Annotated in this window: 15 protein-coding genes; 10 read left to right on the plus strand and 5 right to left on the minus strand. The window is 61.2% G+C overall.

Going from position 1 to position 17,343, the window contains the following annotated elements; translation table 11 throughout:
* The first annotated feature begins 56 nt into the window (after positions 1 to 56).
* On the plus strand, positions 57 to 743 hold the full coding sequence (locus CAF65_RS19755; protein WP_085717795.1) for a Crp/Fnr family transcriptional regulator: 687 nt from the start codon (positions 57 to 59) through the stop codon (positions 741 to 743).
* Positions 744 to 829: 86 nt separating this feature from the next.
* Here CAF65_RS19755 and CAF65_RS19760 read toward each other — a convergent pair whose 3' ends face one another.
* Positions 830 to 1,834 carry an AraC family transcriptional regulator gene (locus CAF65_RS19760; protein ID WP_085717796.1) on the minus strand — a complete coding sequence of 335 codons (1,005 nt, stop codon included), beginning with the start codon at positions 1,832 to 1,834 and terminating at the stop codon, positions 830 to 832.
* 100 nt (positions 1,835 to 1,934) lie between these two features.
* Here CAF65_RS19760 and CAF65_RS19765 point away from each other — a divergent pair, with 100 nt between their 5' ends.
* On the plus strand, positions 1,935 to 3,008 hold the full coding sequence (locus CAF65_RS19765) for a fatty acid desaturase (RefSeq protein ID WP_085717797.1): 1,074 nt from the start codon (positions 1,935 to 1,937) through the stop codon (positions 3,006 to 3,008).
* A gap of 103 nt (positions 3,009 to 3,111) precedes the next feature.
* On the opposite strand, the gene CAF65_RS19770 is transcribed toward CAF65_RS19765, so the two are convergent.
* Genes CAF65_RS19770 through CAF65_RS19780 form a run of 3 tightly spaced genes read right to left on the minus strand, consistent with a single transcriptional unit; the run spans position 3,112 to position 7,148 of the window.
* The gene (locus CAF65_RS19770; protein WP_085717798.1) at positions 3,112 to 4,722 is read right to left on the minus strand and encodes an arylsulfatase; all 1,611 of its coding nucleotides are present in this window, start codon (positions 4,720 to 4,722) and stop codon (positions 3,112 to 3,114) included.
* Between the two features lie 15 nt (positions 4,723 to 4,737).
* Positions 4,738 to 5,553, minus strand: a complete 816-nt coding sequence (locus CAF65_RS19775) for an ABC transporter ATP-binding protein (RefSeq protein WP_085717799.1) — start codon at positions 5,551 to 5,553, stop codon at positions 4,738 to 4,740.
* Positions 5,550 to 7,148: an ABC transporter permease gene (locus CAF65_RS19780; RefSeq protein WP_085717800.1), complete on the minus strand. Its 1,599-nt coding sequence runs from the start codon at positions 7,146 to 7,148 to the stop codon at positions 5,550 to 5,552. The genes CAF65_RS19775 and CAF65_RS19780 overlap by 4 nt, the downstream gene beginning before the upstream one ends.
* 312 nt (positions 7,149 to 7,460) lie before the next feature.
* On the opposite strand from CAF65_RS19780, the gene CAF65_RS19785 reads away from it, so the two are divergent.
* Positions 7,461 to 8,474 (plus strand): ABC transporter substrate-binding protein, encoded by a 1,014-nt coding sequence (locus CAF65_RS19785; RefSeq protein ID WP_085717801.1) that lies wholly within the window; start codon positions 7,461 to 7,463, stop codon positions 8,472 to 8,474.
* 90 nt (positions 8,475 to 8,564) lie between these two features.
* Here the strand turns inward: CAF65_RS19785 and CAF65_RS19790 are convergent, their stop codons facing one another.
* On the minus strand, positions 8,565 to 9,485 hold the full coding sequence (locus CAF65_RS19790) for a LysR family transcriptional regulator (RefSeq protein WP_085717802.1): 921 nt from the start codon (positions 9,483 to 9,485) through the stop codon (positions 8,565 to 8,567).
* Between the two features lie 183 nt (positions 9,486 to 9,668).
* On the opposite strand from CAF65_RS19790, the gene CAF65_RS19795 reads away from it, so the two are divergent.
* The 7 genes from CAF65_RS19795 (at position 9,669) to CAF65_RS19825 (ending at position 17,162) form a co-directional block, all read left to right on the plus strand.
* On the plus strand, positions 9,669 to 10,589 hold the full coding sequence (locus CAF65_RS19795; protein ID WP_085717803.1) for a TauD/TfdA family dioxygenase: 921 nt from the start codon (positions 9,669 to 9,671) through the stop codon (positions 10,587 to 10,589).
* Positions 10,590 to 10,723: 134 nt separating this feature from the next.
* Complete coding sequence (locus tag CAF65_RS19800) at positions 10,724 to 13,084, plus strand: TonB-dependent receptor (protein ID WP_085717804.1); 2,361 nt, start codon at positions 10,724 to 10,726, stop codon at positions 13,082 to 13,084.
* Between the two features lie 259 nt (positions 13,085 to 13,343).
* Entirely contained in the window at positions 13,344 to 14,153 is an 810-nt protein-coding gene (locus CAF65_RS19805; protein ID WP_085717805.1) for an energy transducer TonB, read from the plus strand.
* A 44-nt stretch (positions 14,154 to 14,197) separates the two neighbouring features.
* Positions 14,198 to 14,923: a MotA/TolQ/ExbB proton channel family protein gene (locus CAF65_RS19810; RefSeq protein ID WP_057712499.1), complete on the plus strand. Its 726-nt coding sequence runs from the start codon at positions 14,198 to 14,200 to the stop codon at positions 14,921 to 14,923.
* Position 14,924: 1 nt separating this feature from the next.
* On the plus strand, positions 14,925 to 15,326 hold the full coding sequence (locus CAF65_RS19815) for a biopolymer transporter ExbD (protein ID WP_057399168.1): 402 nt from the start codon (positions 14,925 to 14,927) through the stop codon (positions 15,324 to 15,326).
* A gap of 276 nt (positions 15,327 to 15,602) precedes the next feature.
* Positions 15,603 to 16,184, plus strand: a complete 582-nt coding sequence (locus CAF65_RS19820) for an alpha/beta hydrolase (RefSeq protein WP_085717806.1) — start codon at positions 15,603 to 15,605, stop codon at positions 16,182 to 16,184.
* Positions 16,185 to 16,238: 54 nt separating this feature from the next.
* Positions 16,239 to 17,162 (plus strand): sigma 54-interacting transcriptional regulator, encoded by a 924-nt coding sequence (locus CAF65_RS19825; RefSeq protein ID WP_085717807.1) that lies wholly within the window; start codon positions 16,239 to 16,241, stop codon positions 17,160 to 17,162.
* Positions 17,163 to 17,343: the final 181 nt, after the last annotated feature.

The following is a 17,343-nucleotide window of genomic DNA, read 5'->3' on the forward strand; positions in this document are numbered from 1 at the left end:
ATGCCCCGGGGCCACTTCTCGCTCTGTCAGCCAGGCGACAATCTCTAGGAGTTTTCATGGATATGCAGGTTTGGCGTCCACGCCTGATGAGCGGTCAGTGGTTCAGCCATTTGCCTGTTTCCCTACAGGATAGTCTGCTGTCGGTGGCCAGGGTGCGGCGCTTGTCTGCGGGCCAACGGCTGTTCAAGCGTGGCGATCCACCCTGTGGCCTGTACGCGGTGCTTGAAGGCGCGGTGCGCGTCGGTGCCGTGAGCGAGCAGGGCAAGGAAGCGTTGCTGAGCCTGGTGGAGCCGCCGCACTGGTTCGGTGAAATCTGCCTGTTCGATGGCCAGCCGCGCACCCACGATGCGTACGGCGTGGGCCATTGCACGCTGCTGCACATTCCCCAGAACACCTTGCTGGCGCTGCTCGACGAGCATCCGCAGCACTGGCGGCAACTGGCGTTGCTGATGAGCCAGAAGTTGCGCATGACCTTCATCAACCTCGAACAATTGAGCCTGTTGCCGGCCCCGGCACGACTGGCGCACCGCTTGTTGATGATCGCCGAAGGTTATGGCGAGACCATCCCTGCGCGCCGTGTCCTGCAACTGCCCCAGGAGCAACTTGCTTCAATGTTGTCGCTGTCGCGCCAGACCACCAACCAGATTCTCAAGGAGTTGCAGGGGCAGGGGATTATCGGGCTGAGTTATGGCGAAATTGAAATTCTCGACGCTGCCCGGTTGCGGGCGTTGGCCACGATTTAACAGCTCAAGCAGCCCCACTGTGGGAATCACAGGTTTGTGGGCTTGCCCGCGAAGAGGCCGGATAGACAACCCACCTCCAGGATCTGTCACCGCAACCCATCCCGAAATTGCCCCGGTGTCATCCCCGTCCAGCGCTTGAACGCGCGACTGAAGCTGCTGGTGTCGGCAAACCCGAGCAGATAACTGATTTCGCTCAGCGAGACTTGAGGGTCACGCAGGTGCAGCAGTGCGAGGTTTTCGCGGCTTTCGTTGAGCAGCGTATCGAACCGGCAGCCTTCATCCGCCAGATGCCGTTGCAGGCTGCGCAGGCTCAGGTGCAGGGCCTTGGCGATGTGCTCGGCGCTGGGTTCGCCTTCGGGCAGTTGTTCTTCGATGGCGTCGCGGACCTTGCGCTCCCACGTCAGCGGCTTGAGTTGCGCCAGGGTTCGCTTGAGCACGGTTTCATTGTGTTCGGCCAGTTCCGGGTTGGCGTCATCCAGGTGGCTGTCGAAGTCGACGAGGGCGAATTCCAGTCGATCCTCTTCGGCGCCGAAGTGCACGGGCGAGCGAAAGACTTTATGCCATTGGTGCGAGTCTGTCGGTTCCGGACGGCGCAGGTAGGTCGCCAGCGGCGCGTATTCGCGGCCCAGGCGATTGCGGCAGGTGCGCACGTAGATCGCCATGAACGCATCGATGGCTTCGAAGGCCGGGGCCGGGTTGCCGGAAGGGATTTTCAGACGGAAACGGTAGCGATCCTCAGCGCGGGTCAGTTCCAGTTCCAGGGCATCGCTGACCACTTGGTGATAACGCACAATGCGCTCGAACACCTCCCGCAAACTACCGCTGGCCACCAGCGCATAACCCAGCGCATGGAAGGTGGTCGGGCTGACGAAGCGCGAAACCCGCAAGCCGATCGCCGGGTCGCCGCTGACCTGTACCGCCAACGCCCACAGCTGTGTGGTGCCTGACAGCGGGTATCGGGCGTTCGGGTCGTCCATCAACTGTGGATCGAGCCCCGCTTGATGGCACAGCGCGGTGCTGTCGATGCCCAGGGCCTCGAGTTGCTTGCGCAGGGCGCGGGTCCAGCTGGCGAGTGAGGTCGGTTCGGTCATGCTGATTGGCGCTTCCGGTCAACAGGTTGGCGTTCTCGGCTACCGCGTTGCGAGGGTACGCAAGGCAGGATGCAACCATCAATAACCAGAGGATGGAAGCATGGACCGTACTTCTGCAAGCCCCCAACGACTGAATGTAGCCCAACGATCAGCCCATATCCGTGAAGTGGTGCTGGCCAGAGGCATCGAATTGCGCGAGCAGTACCCGATTCTCAAGCATCAGGACGCCCTCGGCGCAGGCATTCTGGCTTTCGCCCTGGCCGGTATGATCGGTTCGGCCGCGCTCTACCTGACCGGGCACATGGCCTGGTGGGTGTGCCTGCTGCTCAACGGTTTTTTCGCCTCGCTGACCCACGAGCTGGAACACGACCTGATCCACAGCATGTACTTCCGCAAGCAGAAGGTGCCGCACAACCTGATGATGGGCCTGGTGTGGCTGGCGCGGCCGAGCACCATCAACCCGTGGATTCGCCGCCACCTGCACCTCAACCACCACAAGGTCTCCGGCTCCGAAGCCGACATGGAGGAACGCGCCATCACCAACGGCGAGCCTTGGGGGGTCGCACGGTTCCTGATGATTGGCGACAACATCATGTCGTCTTTCATCCGCATTCTACGGGCCAAGAGTTGGGCCATGAAGTTCAGCATCATCCAGCGCACGTTGAAGGTCTACGCGCCGCTGGCGTTGATGCATTGGGGCGCGTGGTACGTGTTTCTCGGTTTCCACGCAGCGAATGGCGTTGCGCATCTGATGGGCGCACCGATCGAGTGGTCGGCGACGACGTTGTCGGTGATGCAGGTGATCGACATCGCGGCAGTCGTGATCATCGGCCCGAACGTGTTGCGCACCTTCTGCCTGCATTTCATCAGCTCGAACATGCACTACTACGGTGACGTGGAGCCGGGCAACGTGATGCAACAGACCCAGGTATTGAATGCCTGGTGGCTGTGGCCGTTGCAGGCGTTCTGCTTCAACTTCGGCAGCAGCCACGGGATCCATCACTTTGTGGTGAAGGAACCGTTCTACATCCGGCAGCTCACCGTGCCGGTGGGGCACAAGGTGATGCGCGAGATGGGCGTGCGGTTCAATGATTTCGGCACGTTTGCACGGGCCAACCGGTTTGAGCGCAAGGATGAAGTGGTCGCAGACAAGGTGCGTACGGCGCAGGCTTGAGGGTTGTCTGCAAGGGCCTCTTCGCGAGCAGGCTCGCTCCCACAGGAGATCGCATTTCAATGTGGGAGCGAGCCTGCTCGCGAATGCGGTGCATCAGGCAACATCAATCCGGCTGAAACGGCGACTCACTCAAGATCACCCCGGTCTCATCCACATACCGCTGCCAATGTTCGATCAAGGCGCTGAGCTTCTGCGGCTGGCTCGACCCCAGGTCATGAATCTCCCCCGGATCATTGCCCAAGTCATACAGCTGCCAGGTCGCCGGCCCCACCGGCCCCGGGATGTACACCGCCTTCCATTGCCCCTGTCGAATCGCCCGCCGACCGAACAATTCCCACCCGGTAACGGTGTGCTCATCATGCACTTGCGCGGTCTCGCCCGACAGAAACCCAAGCCACGACTTCCCGCGAACTTCTGCCACGGGTTTGCCGCGCCATTGCTTGCCCGGATGACGCACACCGGCCAGGTCGAGAATGGTCGGGGTGATGTCCATCACGGTGCTGAAACCGTGGCTGATCTGTCCCTTGAGCGGCAACTGCGGGTAATGCACCAGCGCCGGCACGCGGATTCCGCCTTCGGTGGTGAAGGCCTTGAACAACCGTGACGGCGCGGTCGCTACTTGAGCCCAGTTCGGCCCGTACCAGACGTAGGAGTTGGCGCGGCCAATGTTATCCAGGCTGTTGTCGTAATGCTGGTTGAGGTAGGTCAGCAGCTGTGGGCCGAATTTCGGGAAAGCCTCCAGCAATGCCCCTTCGGCGCCATTATCGGACATGAACAGGATGAACGTGTTGTCCAGTTGCCCTTGCTGGCGCAGGTAGTCGACGACGCGGCCGATGTTCCAGTCCATGCGCTCGACCATCGCCGCATAAACCTCCATGGCGCGAGCGGAGATCTGCCGTTGTTCGTCGCTCAAGGCATTCCATCGCGCGCTCAGCTCGATCAGCGGATGGGGTTCGACATCGGCCTCGATCAACCCCAGGGACTTGAGTTTTTCCAGGCGCTCGAGTCGCAGTACTTCAGGGCCGGCGTCATAACGGCCACGGTATTTTTCCACCACGTCGGCCGGTGCTTGCAACGGCCAGTGGGGTGCGGAAAACGGCAGGTAAGCGAAGAACGGCCGGGTCTGGTCGCGCTCCTTGAGGTATTGCAGCAGCTTGTCGCCAAAGGCATCGGAAGAATAAAAATCCTTCGGCAGTTCGTCGATGAACTGGTCGTCTTCGATGTACAGCGCCGGTGTGGATTTCAGCAACCGTGGCGTTGTTTCATCGTAGGTCGGCTCGAAGCCGTAATGGTTGGCCGCGCCGGGCAACAACGAAAACGAGCGCTCGAAACCCCGGACGTGGGGTGCCAGTTCTGCGGTCAGGCCCAGGTGCCATTTGCCGCTCATCAACGTCTGGTAGCCCGCCTCGCGCAGCAGCTCGGGCAAGGCGACCACGCGGTCGTTCAGGTGTCCTTCGTAGCCCGGTTTGCCGATCAGGTCCGGGGTCAGTGCTTCGGCCATGGTACCGATGCCGGCGATGTGGTGATCGGTGCCGGTCAGCAGCATCGAACGGGTCGGCGAGCAGGTCGGTGCTGTGTGAAAGTCGGTCAGGCGCAGGCCATTGTTGGCCAGTGCGTCGAGGTTCGGCGTGTTGATTTCGCCACCGAAGGCGCCGAGGTCGGAGAAGCCGAGGTCATCGGCCAGGATCACTAGAAAGTTGGGGCGTTGCGGCATCAAGAATTTCCTTTCTCAGTAGGCAATGAAGGACAGCGGCAGATCGCGGACCTGCACCGGCACCGGGGGCTGGTAGTGATCGTCGCTGGTGAGCTCGTGAAGCAGTTCTTCGCGCAATTGGTGGAAGTCGAAACTGCTGCGCTGGCGTGGATGGGGCAGGGCGATGTCGACCACTTGCTTGATCCGCCCCGGACGCGGCTCCATCACCACCACGCGGTCGGCGAGGAAGATCGCTTCCTCGACATCGTGGGTGACCAGCACGGTGGTGATTTTTGCCCGCGCGCGGATCGCCAGCAGTTCGTCCTGCATCTGCTGGCGGGTCAGTGCATCGAGGGCGCCGAAGGGCTCGTCCAGCAGCAGAATCCGTGGGCTGGCCACCAGGCCGCGAGCAATGGCCACGCGCTGGGCCATGCCGCCGGAGAGCTGATGCGGATAGGCGCGGGCGAAGTCGCCGAGGCCCACCAGTTCGATGAAATCATGGATGCGCTTTTGCTTTTGCGCCGCGCTCAATGGCTCGTTGACCAGGCCCAGGCCGATGTTGTCGGCCACGCTCAGCCACGGGAACAGGCGGTGTTCCTGGAAGACGATGCCGCGCTCGCCGCCGATACCCGTGACGGCTTTTCCGTCCACGCTGATCTGCCCGCGAAATTGCCTGTCGAGGCCCACCAGCAGCCGTAGCAACGTGGATTTGCCGCAACCGCTGGAGCCGACGATGGCGACGAACTCGCCCTCGGCGATGTCCAGGTTGAATTCGCGAATGGCCTCCAGTTCGAAGCCGTCGACGTCGAAGGTTTTACCCACGTGATTGAAGCTGACAATTGGTGCGTTCATGCGTGTCTCCAGCGAGTGGCGCGTATTTCCAGGCGTTGGCCTACGAGGTTGAGCAGGGCGCCAGTGAGGCCCACCAGCAGCATGCCGGCCATGATCAGGTCCATGCGCAGCAGTTGCTGGGCGCCGATCATCTGGCTGCCGATGCCGCCGTTGGACGGCATGAAATATTCGGCGCCGATGGTGCCGAGCCAGGCGTAGATCAGGCTCAGCCTGAGCCCGGCGAAAATCCCCGGCGCGGCGCCCGGCAACACCAGTCGACCGAGACGCTGGCGCAGATTCAGGCGCAACACCTGTGCGGCCTCGTTCAGTTGCGGCGACAGGTGGGCAACGCTGCGTTGGGTGGCGATAAACAGCGGGAAAAATGCGGCGAGGGCAACGAACACCCATTTGGCCAACTCCCCCAGACCGAACCACGCAGTGAGCAGCGGCACCCAGGCGAAAATGGCGATCTGGCGAATGGCGGCGAGGGTTGGGCCTAGCACCCGTTCACTGGTGCGCGACAACCCCAGCAGCAGGCCCAAGGCAAACCCTGACCCGCCACCGAGCAGCAATCCGCCAAGGGTTCGGCTCAGGCTCAGGGCCATGCCGCCAAGCAGTGTGCCGTCGAGCAAGCCACCCCGAGCGGTCTGCAGGACGTCCAGCGGGCTGACCAGAATGTTTGCGTCGATCCACTGCTGATCCGAGGCCAGTTGCCACAACGCCAGAAGCGTCAGCGGCAGCAGCCATGGTTGCAGGCGTTGCCAGCCTTGATAACGCGGCCCGCGACGGATTTCGGCGGTGGCGGGGTGCGGCCAGTGCACCAGTTTCCTGTCCAGCAGACCGATGCCGCGATCCATCGCCACGCCGATCAAGCCGATCACCACAATGCACACGAATACGATGTCGAGCATGAACAACTGTCGTGCCCAGACCATCAGGTAACCGATGCCTTCGCTGGATGCGAGCAGTTCGACAGCGAGCAGCGAAGTCCAGCCGGCGGCCAGTGCGAGGCGCACACCGGCCATGAATGCCGGCAGTGCGGCAGGCAGCACCAGGCGTCGAATCAACAGGTGCCTGGGCAGGCGCAACACGGCGGCGGCTTCGCGCAGCTTTGGTTGCGCATCGCGCACGCCGACCAGCGTATGCAGGGTCACCGGCACCACGATGGCCTTGATCAGCACCACCAGTTTCAACACTTCGCCGATGCCGAAAAGCACCATGAACAATGGAATCCAGGCCAGGGTCGGAACTTGCGCCAACCCGGCGAAGGTTGGCAACACAAGGCGCTCCAGGCGACGACTGAAACCCAGTGCCGCCCCCAAGACAGCGCCTGCGCTGACTCCCGCGAGCAAGCCCAGGAACAAGCGTTGCAGGCTGATCCACAAGTGGCTCCACAACTCGCCCCGGGACAATTCAACGGCGCTGCTCCAGACCAGGGTCGGCGTCGGCAGGATCTGCTCGCTCATCCAGTGATTGCGGCTGGCAAGCCACCAGAGGCTGAACAGGAGAGTCGGCAACAACCATGGCAGCAGCCGATGGTTCAGGCTCGGCCAGCGCTGCTTGCTTTCAAGCGACGGCGCGGGCAATGGCAGGCTGAGCAGAGAAACACGGGCCATGAACGACCTCCGTTGTCGGGTTACAAAACTGGCTGCCTTTTGTGGGAGCGAGGTGTATGCAGAATTGTTCTATAAAAATTTAAATCAATGCTATTGAGAGATAAGAAAAGCCATTTAAGGCCTCCAGCTCAGCTGCATCCAATGCATTCGAAGAATATTTTTGATGCTGCCAAGGCATACGCCACGGAGAGGTCCGCAGGGATTGATATAGATCTAAATGGTCTAAAAATGTGAATTTATAGTATTTAAGTGTTGGTTCTACTTCGGCCTACTTTCGGCTCCTCAACGCCCGTTGCCCAAGGAGCCGCACCCATGAACCTTCCCTTCAAACGTGTCATCAGTCTGTTCGCCGCACCGGCCCTGGTGGGCCTGCTGGCCTTCACGGCCAACGCCAGTGAGCTCAAGGAGATCCGCATCGCCGTGCCGGACTTGAGTGCCGGTACCCAGCACAGCGGTGGCGGTGTCGTGGATGTGCTGCGTGATCAACAGATCTTCGAAAAGGCCTTCGCCGAACAGGGCATCAAGATCCAGTGGAGCTTCTTCAAGGGCGCAGGCCCGGTGATCAACGAGGCGTTCGCCAACGATCAGGTGGACCTGGCCTACCTCGGCGATCTGGCAGCTATCATCGGCAAGTCCAATGGTCTGGATACGCGGTTGCTCAGCGCCTCGGCGCGCGGGGTCAAGCATTACCTCGGCGTGGTGCCGGGTTCGGGGATCAAGACCCTGCAAGACCTCAAGGGCAAGCGCGTGGCTATCTTCCGTGGCACCGCCAGCCAGTTGTCCTTCGATGCGGCACTGGCCAGCCAGGGGTTGAGCGAGAAGGACGTGAAAGTCATCAACCTCGACTTCAACGCAGCGGTCGCGGCGCTGGCGGCGAAGCAGATCGATGCATCGTGGGGCGGTTCCGGGCTCACGGCGTTGCAGGCCAAGGGGTTGGCCGAGTTGCCACTCAATACCAAGGATCTGGATGGCGCTGGCAGTGTGCAGGCGGTGTTGGTGGGCACCGGGAAGTTTGTCGACGAGCACCCCGAGGCGGTCGCCACACTGCTCAAGGCTCAACAGCAAGCGGTGGCGTGGCTGACTCAGGAAGGCAACAAGGACGCCTACATTCAGCTGGTGTCGGGGCTGGCGAGTTATCCGGCGGTGATCCTTACGCAGGATCTGAAGGATCAGAAACTGAGCGAGGTATTCCCCTCGACGCTTGACCCGGTGTTCCTTGGCAAGTTGCAGGATGCGGTGGATCTGGCTTCGCAGCAGAAGCTGATTCGCAAGCCGTTCAAGGTGAGTGATTGGGTGGCGCCGGAGTTGGCTGCTGCCAGGCTCTGAATCTTTGGTGAACTGACTGGCCCCTTCCCGAGCAGGCTCGCTCCCACAGGATACCTCCAGTGTGGGAGCGAGCCTGCTCGGGAAGGGGCCCTAAACCGCGACGCTGATCTGCTGCCTGTCCACCGCCACCAACGTCTCGATCATCGCCCGCGCCGCCGGTGACAAGCGGAACCCCGTGCGGCTGACGATCCCGCACCGCGCATTCATGCTCTCAATGTTCTGCGGCAGATTGCGCCAGTGCAGCAGCACCAGCGACCCCTGGGCAATGTCCTCGATAAACGCTTCCTGCGTTCCCACGCCGATGGCGTTGGATTGCAGCACCACTTTCACCAGCGCCGGGAAATGTTCGGTCTCGATGCTGGGCGAAAAATCCACCCGGCCACTGAGGTTTGCCAGCAGTTTGCGAATGCCTGGCGGGATCTTCGTGGTCGCCAGCGGGTAATCGAACATGTCGTTGGTCGACAGGCTCTCCTTGGCCAGCAGCGGATGCCCGGGGCGGCAGAAAAACACGCCACGCTTGGGCGTCAATGGCTGGGTCTGGAAGTTCGGGTCGGACTCGAAATGGCGGATGTCGGCGATGAAGAATTCGATCTCTTCACGGCTCAGGGCGCGGCTGAGTTTTTCCCAGTTATCCACCTCGAAACAGGTGCGCACTTTCGGGTGCGCATTGATGAATTGCGCCACCGCATCCGGTACCAGTTTCACCGCCGGCGCCGGGCCGCATCCAAAGCGCAGCTCACCGGCATCGAGCTTGGTCATCTGCGTCACTTCGCAACTGAGCAACGCCGCGCCCTGCACCAGGCTGCGGGCATGTTGCAGCACCACCAGGCCTTCGGGGGTGGGGCGCAGATCCTTGTTGCCACGGTCCACCAGGACACAGCCGAACTCCTGCTCCAGCCCCTGAATGCTGCGGCTGAAGGCTGGCTGGGTAATGCCCATGGCCTCGGCTGCGCGCACGAAACTGCGGTGTTCGTCGAGGGCGATGAAGTAACGCAACTGGCGAAGATCCATATGCTTTTCCGGCATCCTAAAAATAGCTCGAAGGCATTTGCGACGAGGGTTGACTGAGGTTTTAAATGCAACCTCTTATTCCGTCAACGAAGCATGTAGATATCTATTAGATCTAAATTGAATATAGATAGAGCAGTGTTTCGCGGCCGGTTCAACCGCAAGCAGTCTGATGAGGGTCTACCCATGAGCAATGCCGCTTTCGCAGTACAACCAGCTGTCCACGCGCTTGAAATCCACCCGGTGGCCGGTCGCATCGGTGCCGAAATCCGTGGCGTACAGCTTTCAGGCGAGCTGGATGCCGCCACTGTTGAGGCCATTCAACAGGCGCTGCTGCAATACAAAGTGATCTTCTTCCGCGAGCAGACCCAACTCGACGATCAGCGCCAGGAAGCGTTCGCCCACCTGCTCGGCGAACCGGTGGCACACCCGACCGTACCAGTGCGCGAAGGCACGCGTTTTCTGCTGGAACTGGACGGCGCCGAAGGCCAGCGAGCCAGCTCCTGGCACACCGACGTGACATTCGTCGAGGCCTACCCCAAAGCCTCGATCCTGCGCTCGGTGGTGGCCCCGGTTTTCGGCGGCGACACCCTGTGGGCCAACACCGCTACCGCCTACAACGGGTTGCCGGCGGAGCTGCGTGAGCTGGCCGACAAACTGGTCGCCGTGCACAGCAACGAATACGACTACGCCGGCACCAGGCCGGACGTCTCGGCCGAGAAGCTGGAGCGTTATCGCAAGATCTTCACCTCGGCCGTCTACGAGACCGAACACCCGGTGGTCCGCGTGCACCCGATCAGCGGCGAGAAGAGCCTGTTGCTGGGGCATTTCGTCAAACGCATCAAGGGCTATTCCCAGGCCGATTCGGCGCACCTGTTCGGGTTGCTGCAAAGCCATGTGATCCGCCAGGAAAACATCGTGCGCTGGCGCTGGAAGGCTGGCGATGTAGCGATCTGGGACAACCGCTCCACCCAGCATTACGCGGTGGATGACTACGGGACTCAGGATCGCGTGGTGCGCCGGGTGACGCTCAAGGGTGAAGTGCCGGTGGGTGTGAATGGACAGCGCAGTCAGACGGTGAAAGGGCCGGATATCGACGGCGTCTGACCGAACGCCTTCGCGAGCAGGCTCGCTCCCACAGGGGATCTCCAGTGTTCACACAACCAGTGTGGGAGCGGGCTTGCCCGCGATGGCGGCCTGGCAAGCAATAAAGCATTTCTTTTGATCGGGAACCCCGCCTTATGAGTCCGTTGCACCTCGCCCCAACTTCGTCCCCCCAACGGCTCAAACGCCTGCCTTTGGCCCTGATACTGGCAGGAAGCGCCGGTTGGACCCAAGGCTATGCGGCCGACAGCACCACCCCTGAACCCCCCTCCGCAAAAACCGCCACGGCCGACAATACGCAACTGGAAACCGTGACCGTAACCACCCGCCGCCGCGAAGAAAGTTCGCAGGATGTGCCGGCGCCCATGAGCGTGGTCAGCGGCCAGACGCTGGAAACCCAGCGGGTCTATCGCATCCAGGATTTGCAGCAACTGGTTCCCAGCGTCAATGTCGCCTACATGCATGCGCGCCAGTCCAGCGTGTCGATTCGAGGCCTGGGCAACAACCCGGCCAGCGATGGTCTGGAAGGCAGTGTCGGGTTGTATCTCGACAACGTTTACCTCGGCCGGCCAGGCATGGCGGTGTTCGACCTGATAGACATCGAGCAGCTCGAAGTGCTGCGCGGTCCGCAAGGCACCTTGTTCGGCAAAAACACCACCGCCGGCGTGATCAACATCAGCACCCGCGCGCCGACCTTTACCCCTGAGCGCAGCATCGAATCGTCGGTGGGCGAGGATGGTTATTTCCAGACCAAGGGCACGATCTCCGGGCCGCTGAATGACGAACTGGCCGGACGTTTCTCTGCGTATCGCACCCGCAGCGACGGTGACATCAAGAACGAATTCGACGGCCATGACCTCAACGGTGGCTCCCGTGACGGCTTTCGCGCCCAATTGCTTTTCAAGCCGAACGAAGCGTTCAACCTGCGCTGGATCGGCGACTACAACGAAGAAGACTCCAGCGCCGGCACCCGTGTGTTGTTCAACACCGGACCAACCATCAATGGCATCAACCTTTACCAGCGCCGGGCCAATGCGGCGGGCGCGACACTGGTTGACGGCACGCACCGCAAGGTCAACCTGAACAACGACCAGCACGTCACCGTGCACCAGGGCGGCACCTCGGTCGAGGCGAACTGGACGCTGCCGAGCGACTTCACCCTGACCTCCATCAGCTCCTATCGCTGGTGGAATTTTACCCCGCGCAATGATGATGGCCTGAACGTGTCCGTCTTCTTCAACGCCGGTGTTTCGGTTGAGGACAAACAGTATTCCCAGGAGTTTCGCCTGGCGTCGCCCACCGGCGGATTCTTCGATTACGTGCTCGGCGCCTATTACTTCGGTTCCGACCTGGACAACAAGTCCTTCACCTTTAACGGCCCGCAAGCGGACATCTGGAACGGCACGCCCAACGGTGCACTGAACAACGTCGACAGCGTCGGCAACGGTCATATCGAAACCAACAGCTTCGCGCTTTTCGCCCAAGGCACCTGGCACCTGACCGAGCGCCTGGATTTCACCGCCGGTCTGCGCGGCACCTATGAAGAGAAAAACGCCCGGGTGACCCGTAATGCACCGGCCGGTGGTGTTGCGGTCACCGGTGCGGCGGCCGCTGCACGACGCGCTCGGGCGGGGGTCTTCGATTCCGGCGATCTGAACCAGTACAGCGCCAGCCCCTCGGGCCTGTTGAACCTCAGCTACCGTCTCACCGACGACCTGCTCACCTATGCCACGTTGTCCCATGGCGAAAAATCCGGTGGGGTCAATCTGGCTGTCGGTACGGCGCTTGTGGCCGGCCCCGATTCACTGCTGATTGGCACCGAGCGCGCCAACAATGCCGAACTCGGTTTCAAGAGCACTCTGTGGGACCGTCGCCTGCAACTGAATGCCAACGTGTTCTGGACCCAGGTCAACGGCTATCAGACCAACGCCTTCGACGAGGTCAATCGTGTGCAGTTCCTGACCAACGCCGGCTCGGTGCGCTCCCGTGGTGTGGAACTGGAAAGCACCCTGATCCCGTTGCGCGGCCTGACGCTGAACATCAACGGCTCGTACAACGACGTCAGCTACCTCTCGTACAAGGATGCGCCGTGCCCGCCGGAAGTCAGCCTGGCGCCAGGCGCTCCGGCGTCCTGCGACCTCACCGGACACCAAGTGGTGGGTGCTTCGAAATGGATTGGCAACGCCAACGGCGAATACAAGTGGAACCTGAGTAACGGCTTCGAAGAGTACGTCACCGCCAGCTATGCGTTCCGCTCCAAAGCGGTGGGCACGGTGGAAGATTCCGACTTCGGCCAGATCCCGAGTTATGCGCTGGTCAACCTGTCCACCGGCCTGCGCGGCGACTTCAACCAGGGGCAGTGGGACGTTTCGTTGTGGCTGAAAAACGCCTTCGACAAAACCTACTACACGACGCTGTGGGCGGCCGCGAACGGCGGTTATGAAGGCCTGCTCGGCACACCACGAACGTTGGGCGTAACCGGTCGATACGACTTCTGACGACGAAAAAGCATGCCTTGAATGAATATTTTCAATGCAGACAAGGCATCGGTTTTTCGTCATCGGGCCAGAGCCCTTGGATAGCGGGCTCTGGCGCTTAGCGACGGGTTTTACATATGCAATATTCGTCTAAATAACTCATCAAAAATTACTTTAAGAACTAAACGTTCCAGCCAATGATTTCTCCACCGGGATGTCGTCGGGGGATGTTCACACGACGTTTCGGGTTATCCGCAAAGAGACCGCAGGGAGTGAAGCAATGGGCAATGTCCAGACCGCCGTCAGTGCACATGAAGTGCTGTGGCGCCAGGCACCCGGTGGTGAATTGGTCGACCTCGGTCGACCGCACCGGGTGCCCTTGGGCCAGTTGCGTTTGCAGCGCGCACCCAAAGGCATCTTGAGTCGACGGGAGACGATCCTGCTCGGTGTGTTGGCGTTGCTGGTGCATGGCGCGGTGATTTACTGGGTCAATCAGCAGCCGACCATCGTGTTGCCTGTGGTGCCCCCGGAGATTCCGCCGATGACCATCGAGTTCTCGCGTCCGGCGCCACCGGTGGTTGAGCCTGCGCCATCGCAACCCGTGCAGCCAGTGGTTGAGCCGCCACCACCGGTGGAAGACGAACTGGCCGTGAAGCCACCTCCACCGAAGCCGCTTCCCAAGCCCAGGCCAGTTGCCAAACCGCTACCGAAACCGGCGCCAAAGGCTGTCGAGCAACCCCTCGCACCACCGCAACCGGCAGCACCCATCGCGGCCCCGGCGTCACCTGCACCGCCGGTGCCCGCGCCCGTAACACCGGCCTCCGCCACGGCCGGCTACTTGAAAAACCCGGCGCCGGAATACCCGTCGCTGGCCCAGCGTCGCGGTTGGGAAGGCACGGTGTTGTTGCGTGTGCATGTGATGGCCAGCGGCAAGCCCGGCGAGATCCAGATCCAGAAAAGCAGCGGTCGCGATGCGCTGGACGAAGCAGCGCTGAACGCGGTGAAACGCTGGAGTTTCGTGCCAGCCAAACGAGGCGATGTCGCTCAGGACGGCTGGGTCAGCGTGCCCATCGATTTCAAGATTCATTAAACCGAAACCAAATTCGCGCGAAACGTTTACACGAGGAATACACCATGACGTTACTGGCATCTCCACTTGAATCCATCGAAAGCGCGGTGATCTGGCTGCTGGTGGTTTTTTCCGTCGCAACCTGGGGTTTGGCATTGCTCAAGGGCGTACAGTTCGGTCGCCTCAAGGCACAGGATCGAAAGTTTCATCAACAGTTCTGGGCCGCTTCGAGTCTCGATTCGGCGGCCGAGCTGAGCGAAACCCGGCCCGGAGCGGCAGCTCGGGTTGCGCAGGCCGGTTATGCGGCAATCCAGGTGGGCGAGGCGCCGCAGGCGGCGGACCTGAGCCAGGCGATCAATCATCAGGATCGTCTGGAGCGTGCCTTGCGTCAGCAGATCGTGCGTGAGCGCCGCTCGCTGGAAACCGGGTTGGCGGTGCTCGCGAGCATTGGCAGCACCTCGCCGTTCATTGGTTTGTTCGGCACGGTGTGGGGAATCATGGAAGCGTTGAAAGGGATCAGCGCGGCAGGCTCGGCCAGCCTGGAAACGGTCGCCGGGCCGATTGGCGCGGCGCTGGTCGCCACTGGCGTGGGGATCGCCGTCGCGGTGCCGGCGGTGCTGGTTTACAACTATTTTTTGCGCCGCTTGAAACTGACGGCGGCGGACCTGGATGACTTCGCCCATGACTTCTACAGCCTGGCGCAGAAGAGTTCGTTCCGCGTGCTGATCCACCCGACGGCGCACAAGGTGGCAGCCCAGGGCAGCGTGCAGAAAGTGAAGGAGGCGTCCTGATATGGCCTTCTCCACGCAAGACACTGATGAGGTGCTCAGTGAGATCAACGTGACGCCGCTGGTGGATGTGATGCTGGTGTTGCTGGTGGTGTTCATTGTCACCGCACCGCTGCTGACCAACGCGATTCCGATCAACCTGCCCAAGACCGAGGCGGTGGCACCGGTGGAGCAGAAAGACCCGTTGGTGGTGAGCATCGACGGTGCCGGCAAACTGTTTATCAACAAGGACGAGATACAGCCGGATCTGCTGGAATTCAACCTCAAGTCGGCGAAGGCCAGGGACCCCGAGGTGCGCGTGCAGTTGCAGGCGGACGACGGTGTGAATTACGGCGAAGTGGCGCGGGCCATGGCGTCGATCGAGCGGGCCGGGATTACCAAGCTGTCGGTGATCACGGCGCGTTAACAGAATTTCGTTTTCCGGGGCCGTCTCCTTGGCAGGGTGCGGCCCCTTTTTTTTGCCTGAAAAAAAGACCTCTTGTGGGAGAGAGCCTGCTCGCGAAGGCGTCTTCAAATTCAACATCAACGGTGGTCGGTCTACCGCCATCGCGAGCAGGCTCGCTCCCACAGGGGATTTGTTTGATATTCGATAAAAGTATTAATAAATAGCTTCTTATTCCTTAACGGATATATCTCGCCTCCCTATACTCGACCGGGAACAGACACGCAGGAGAGCTTCCCCATGCGCAACGAATCAATTCGCTACCTGATTGTGCCGGGCTGGCAAGGATCGCCAGAAGATCATTGGCAAAGCCACTGGCAGAACAGCCTGCCGAACAGCGCGCGGGTGGAGCAGGCCGACTGGCTGACGCCACGCCGTGAAGACTGGGTCGCGGCGCTGGCCGAGGCGATTGCCGTCGACAGCACGCCGGTCATCCTGATCGCCCACAGCCTGGGTTGCATCACTGTCGCTCATTGGGCGGCCACCGCGCCTGTGCAGTTTTTGCGTCAGGTGCGCGGTGCCTTGCTGGTTGCACCAGCGGACGTCGAACGCCCGGCCTGCGCGCCGGCCTTGCGCAACTTCGCGCCGATCCCGACGGACCTGCTGCCATTCCCGAGCCAGGTCGTCAGCTCTGACAACGACAGCGCCGTCAGTGCGTCGCGAGCCCTGCAACTGGCGCGCAACTGGGGCGCCGAGGCAGGGATTCTGGCGGGGGCGGGGCATATCAACGTGAAGTCCGGTCACCAGCGTTGGGAGCAGGGTTTTGCCTATCTCTACCGCCTGCAAAACCGTATGGAACACCACGCCCTGCGCCGCGCTTGAACACTTTCTTTATTTAACGCCCCCGTCTCCCGACGGTTTGGGCGGGAGTCTGCCATGAGCTTTGAAACCTTCGGTCAGCCGCTGCTGACCTTTCCCGATGCCGAAAAAAGTCCCCTGAGCATCCGCGCCAAGGCGCTGGTGTTTGTCGACCCGCGTTCACGGCAGTTGCGCGAAGACCTTGAGCAACTGGCCACGCGTTCAGTGTCAGTGCTGATCCGTGGTGAAACCGGCACCGGCAAGGAATTGCTGGCCCGTCATATCCATCGCGCCAGCGATCGCGGCGGGTTATTCGTGTCGGTAAACTGCGGTGCCATCAGCCCGACCTACGCCGACGCCGAGCTGTTTGGCTACGCCGCGGGCAGCTACAGCGGGTCAGCGAGCAGTCGTGCCGGGTGGTTCGGCTCGGCCAACGGCGGCACGCTGTACCTGGACGAAATCGGTGACCTGCCGCTGCCGATCCAGATCAAATTGCTCGCTGCCTTGGAGAACCACGAAGTCACCCGCGTCGGCGCTCATCAGCCGAGCCCGGTGGATGTGCGTCTGGTGGCGGCCACCAGCATCGATCTGGCCCAGGCGGTTGCCGCCGGAAAATTCCATGAGCGGCTCTATCACTACCTCAGCGAAGGCCCGCTCGAACTGCCGGCACTGCGCGAGAGGGTGGGGGATATCCTTTCGCTGGCGGAGTACTTCCTCGGCATCTACAGCCAACGCCTGGAGCTACCGGTACCGCTGATCAGCGAGGCCGCGCAACGCGTGCTGGAACGCCACAGATGGCCGGGCAATACCCGGGAACTGGAAAACGTCATCCACTTTGCGCTGTTGGTGAGTACCGGCGACGAGATCTTGCCGGAGCATTTGAATTTGCCTGATGAAGGTCTGGGACAGATCGAACGGCAGCTCAAGCAGATTCTTGGCAACGGTTCCGATGCTGAAAAAGACGCCTTGAAACAAATACTTAAAGGCACCGGTCTCCTGTAGGAGCGAGCCTGCTCGCGATGGTCATCAACGATGACGCGGGTTTCCTGAATGCCCGCGTTGCCCTGGCGATCATCGCGATCAGGCTCGCTCCTACAGGGTAAGGTGCGGGCTAGAGCTGTATGAACAAAATGGAATATGAAGCTGAATAAACGTTATTGTTCGGGAATAAAAAATCCCGGTA

It is taken from the genome of Pseudomonas sp. B28(2017), from assembly GCF_002113025.1.
In the GTDB taxonomy this organism is placed as follows: Bacteria; Pseudomonadota; Gammaproteobacteria; order Pseudomonadales; family Pseudomonadaceae; genus Aquipseudomonas.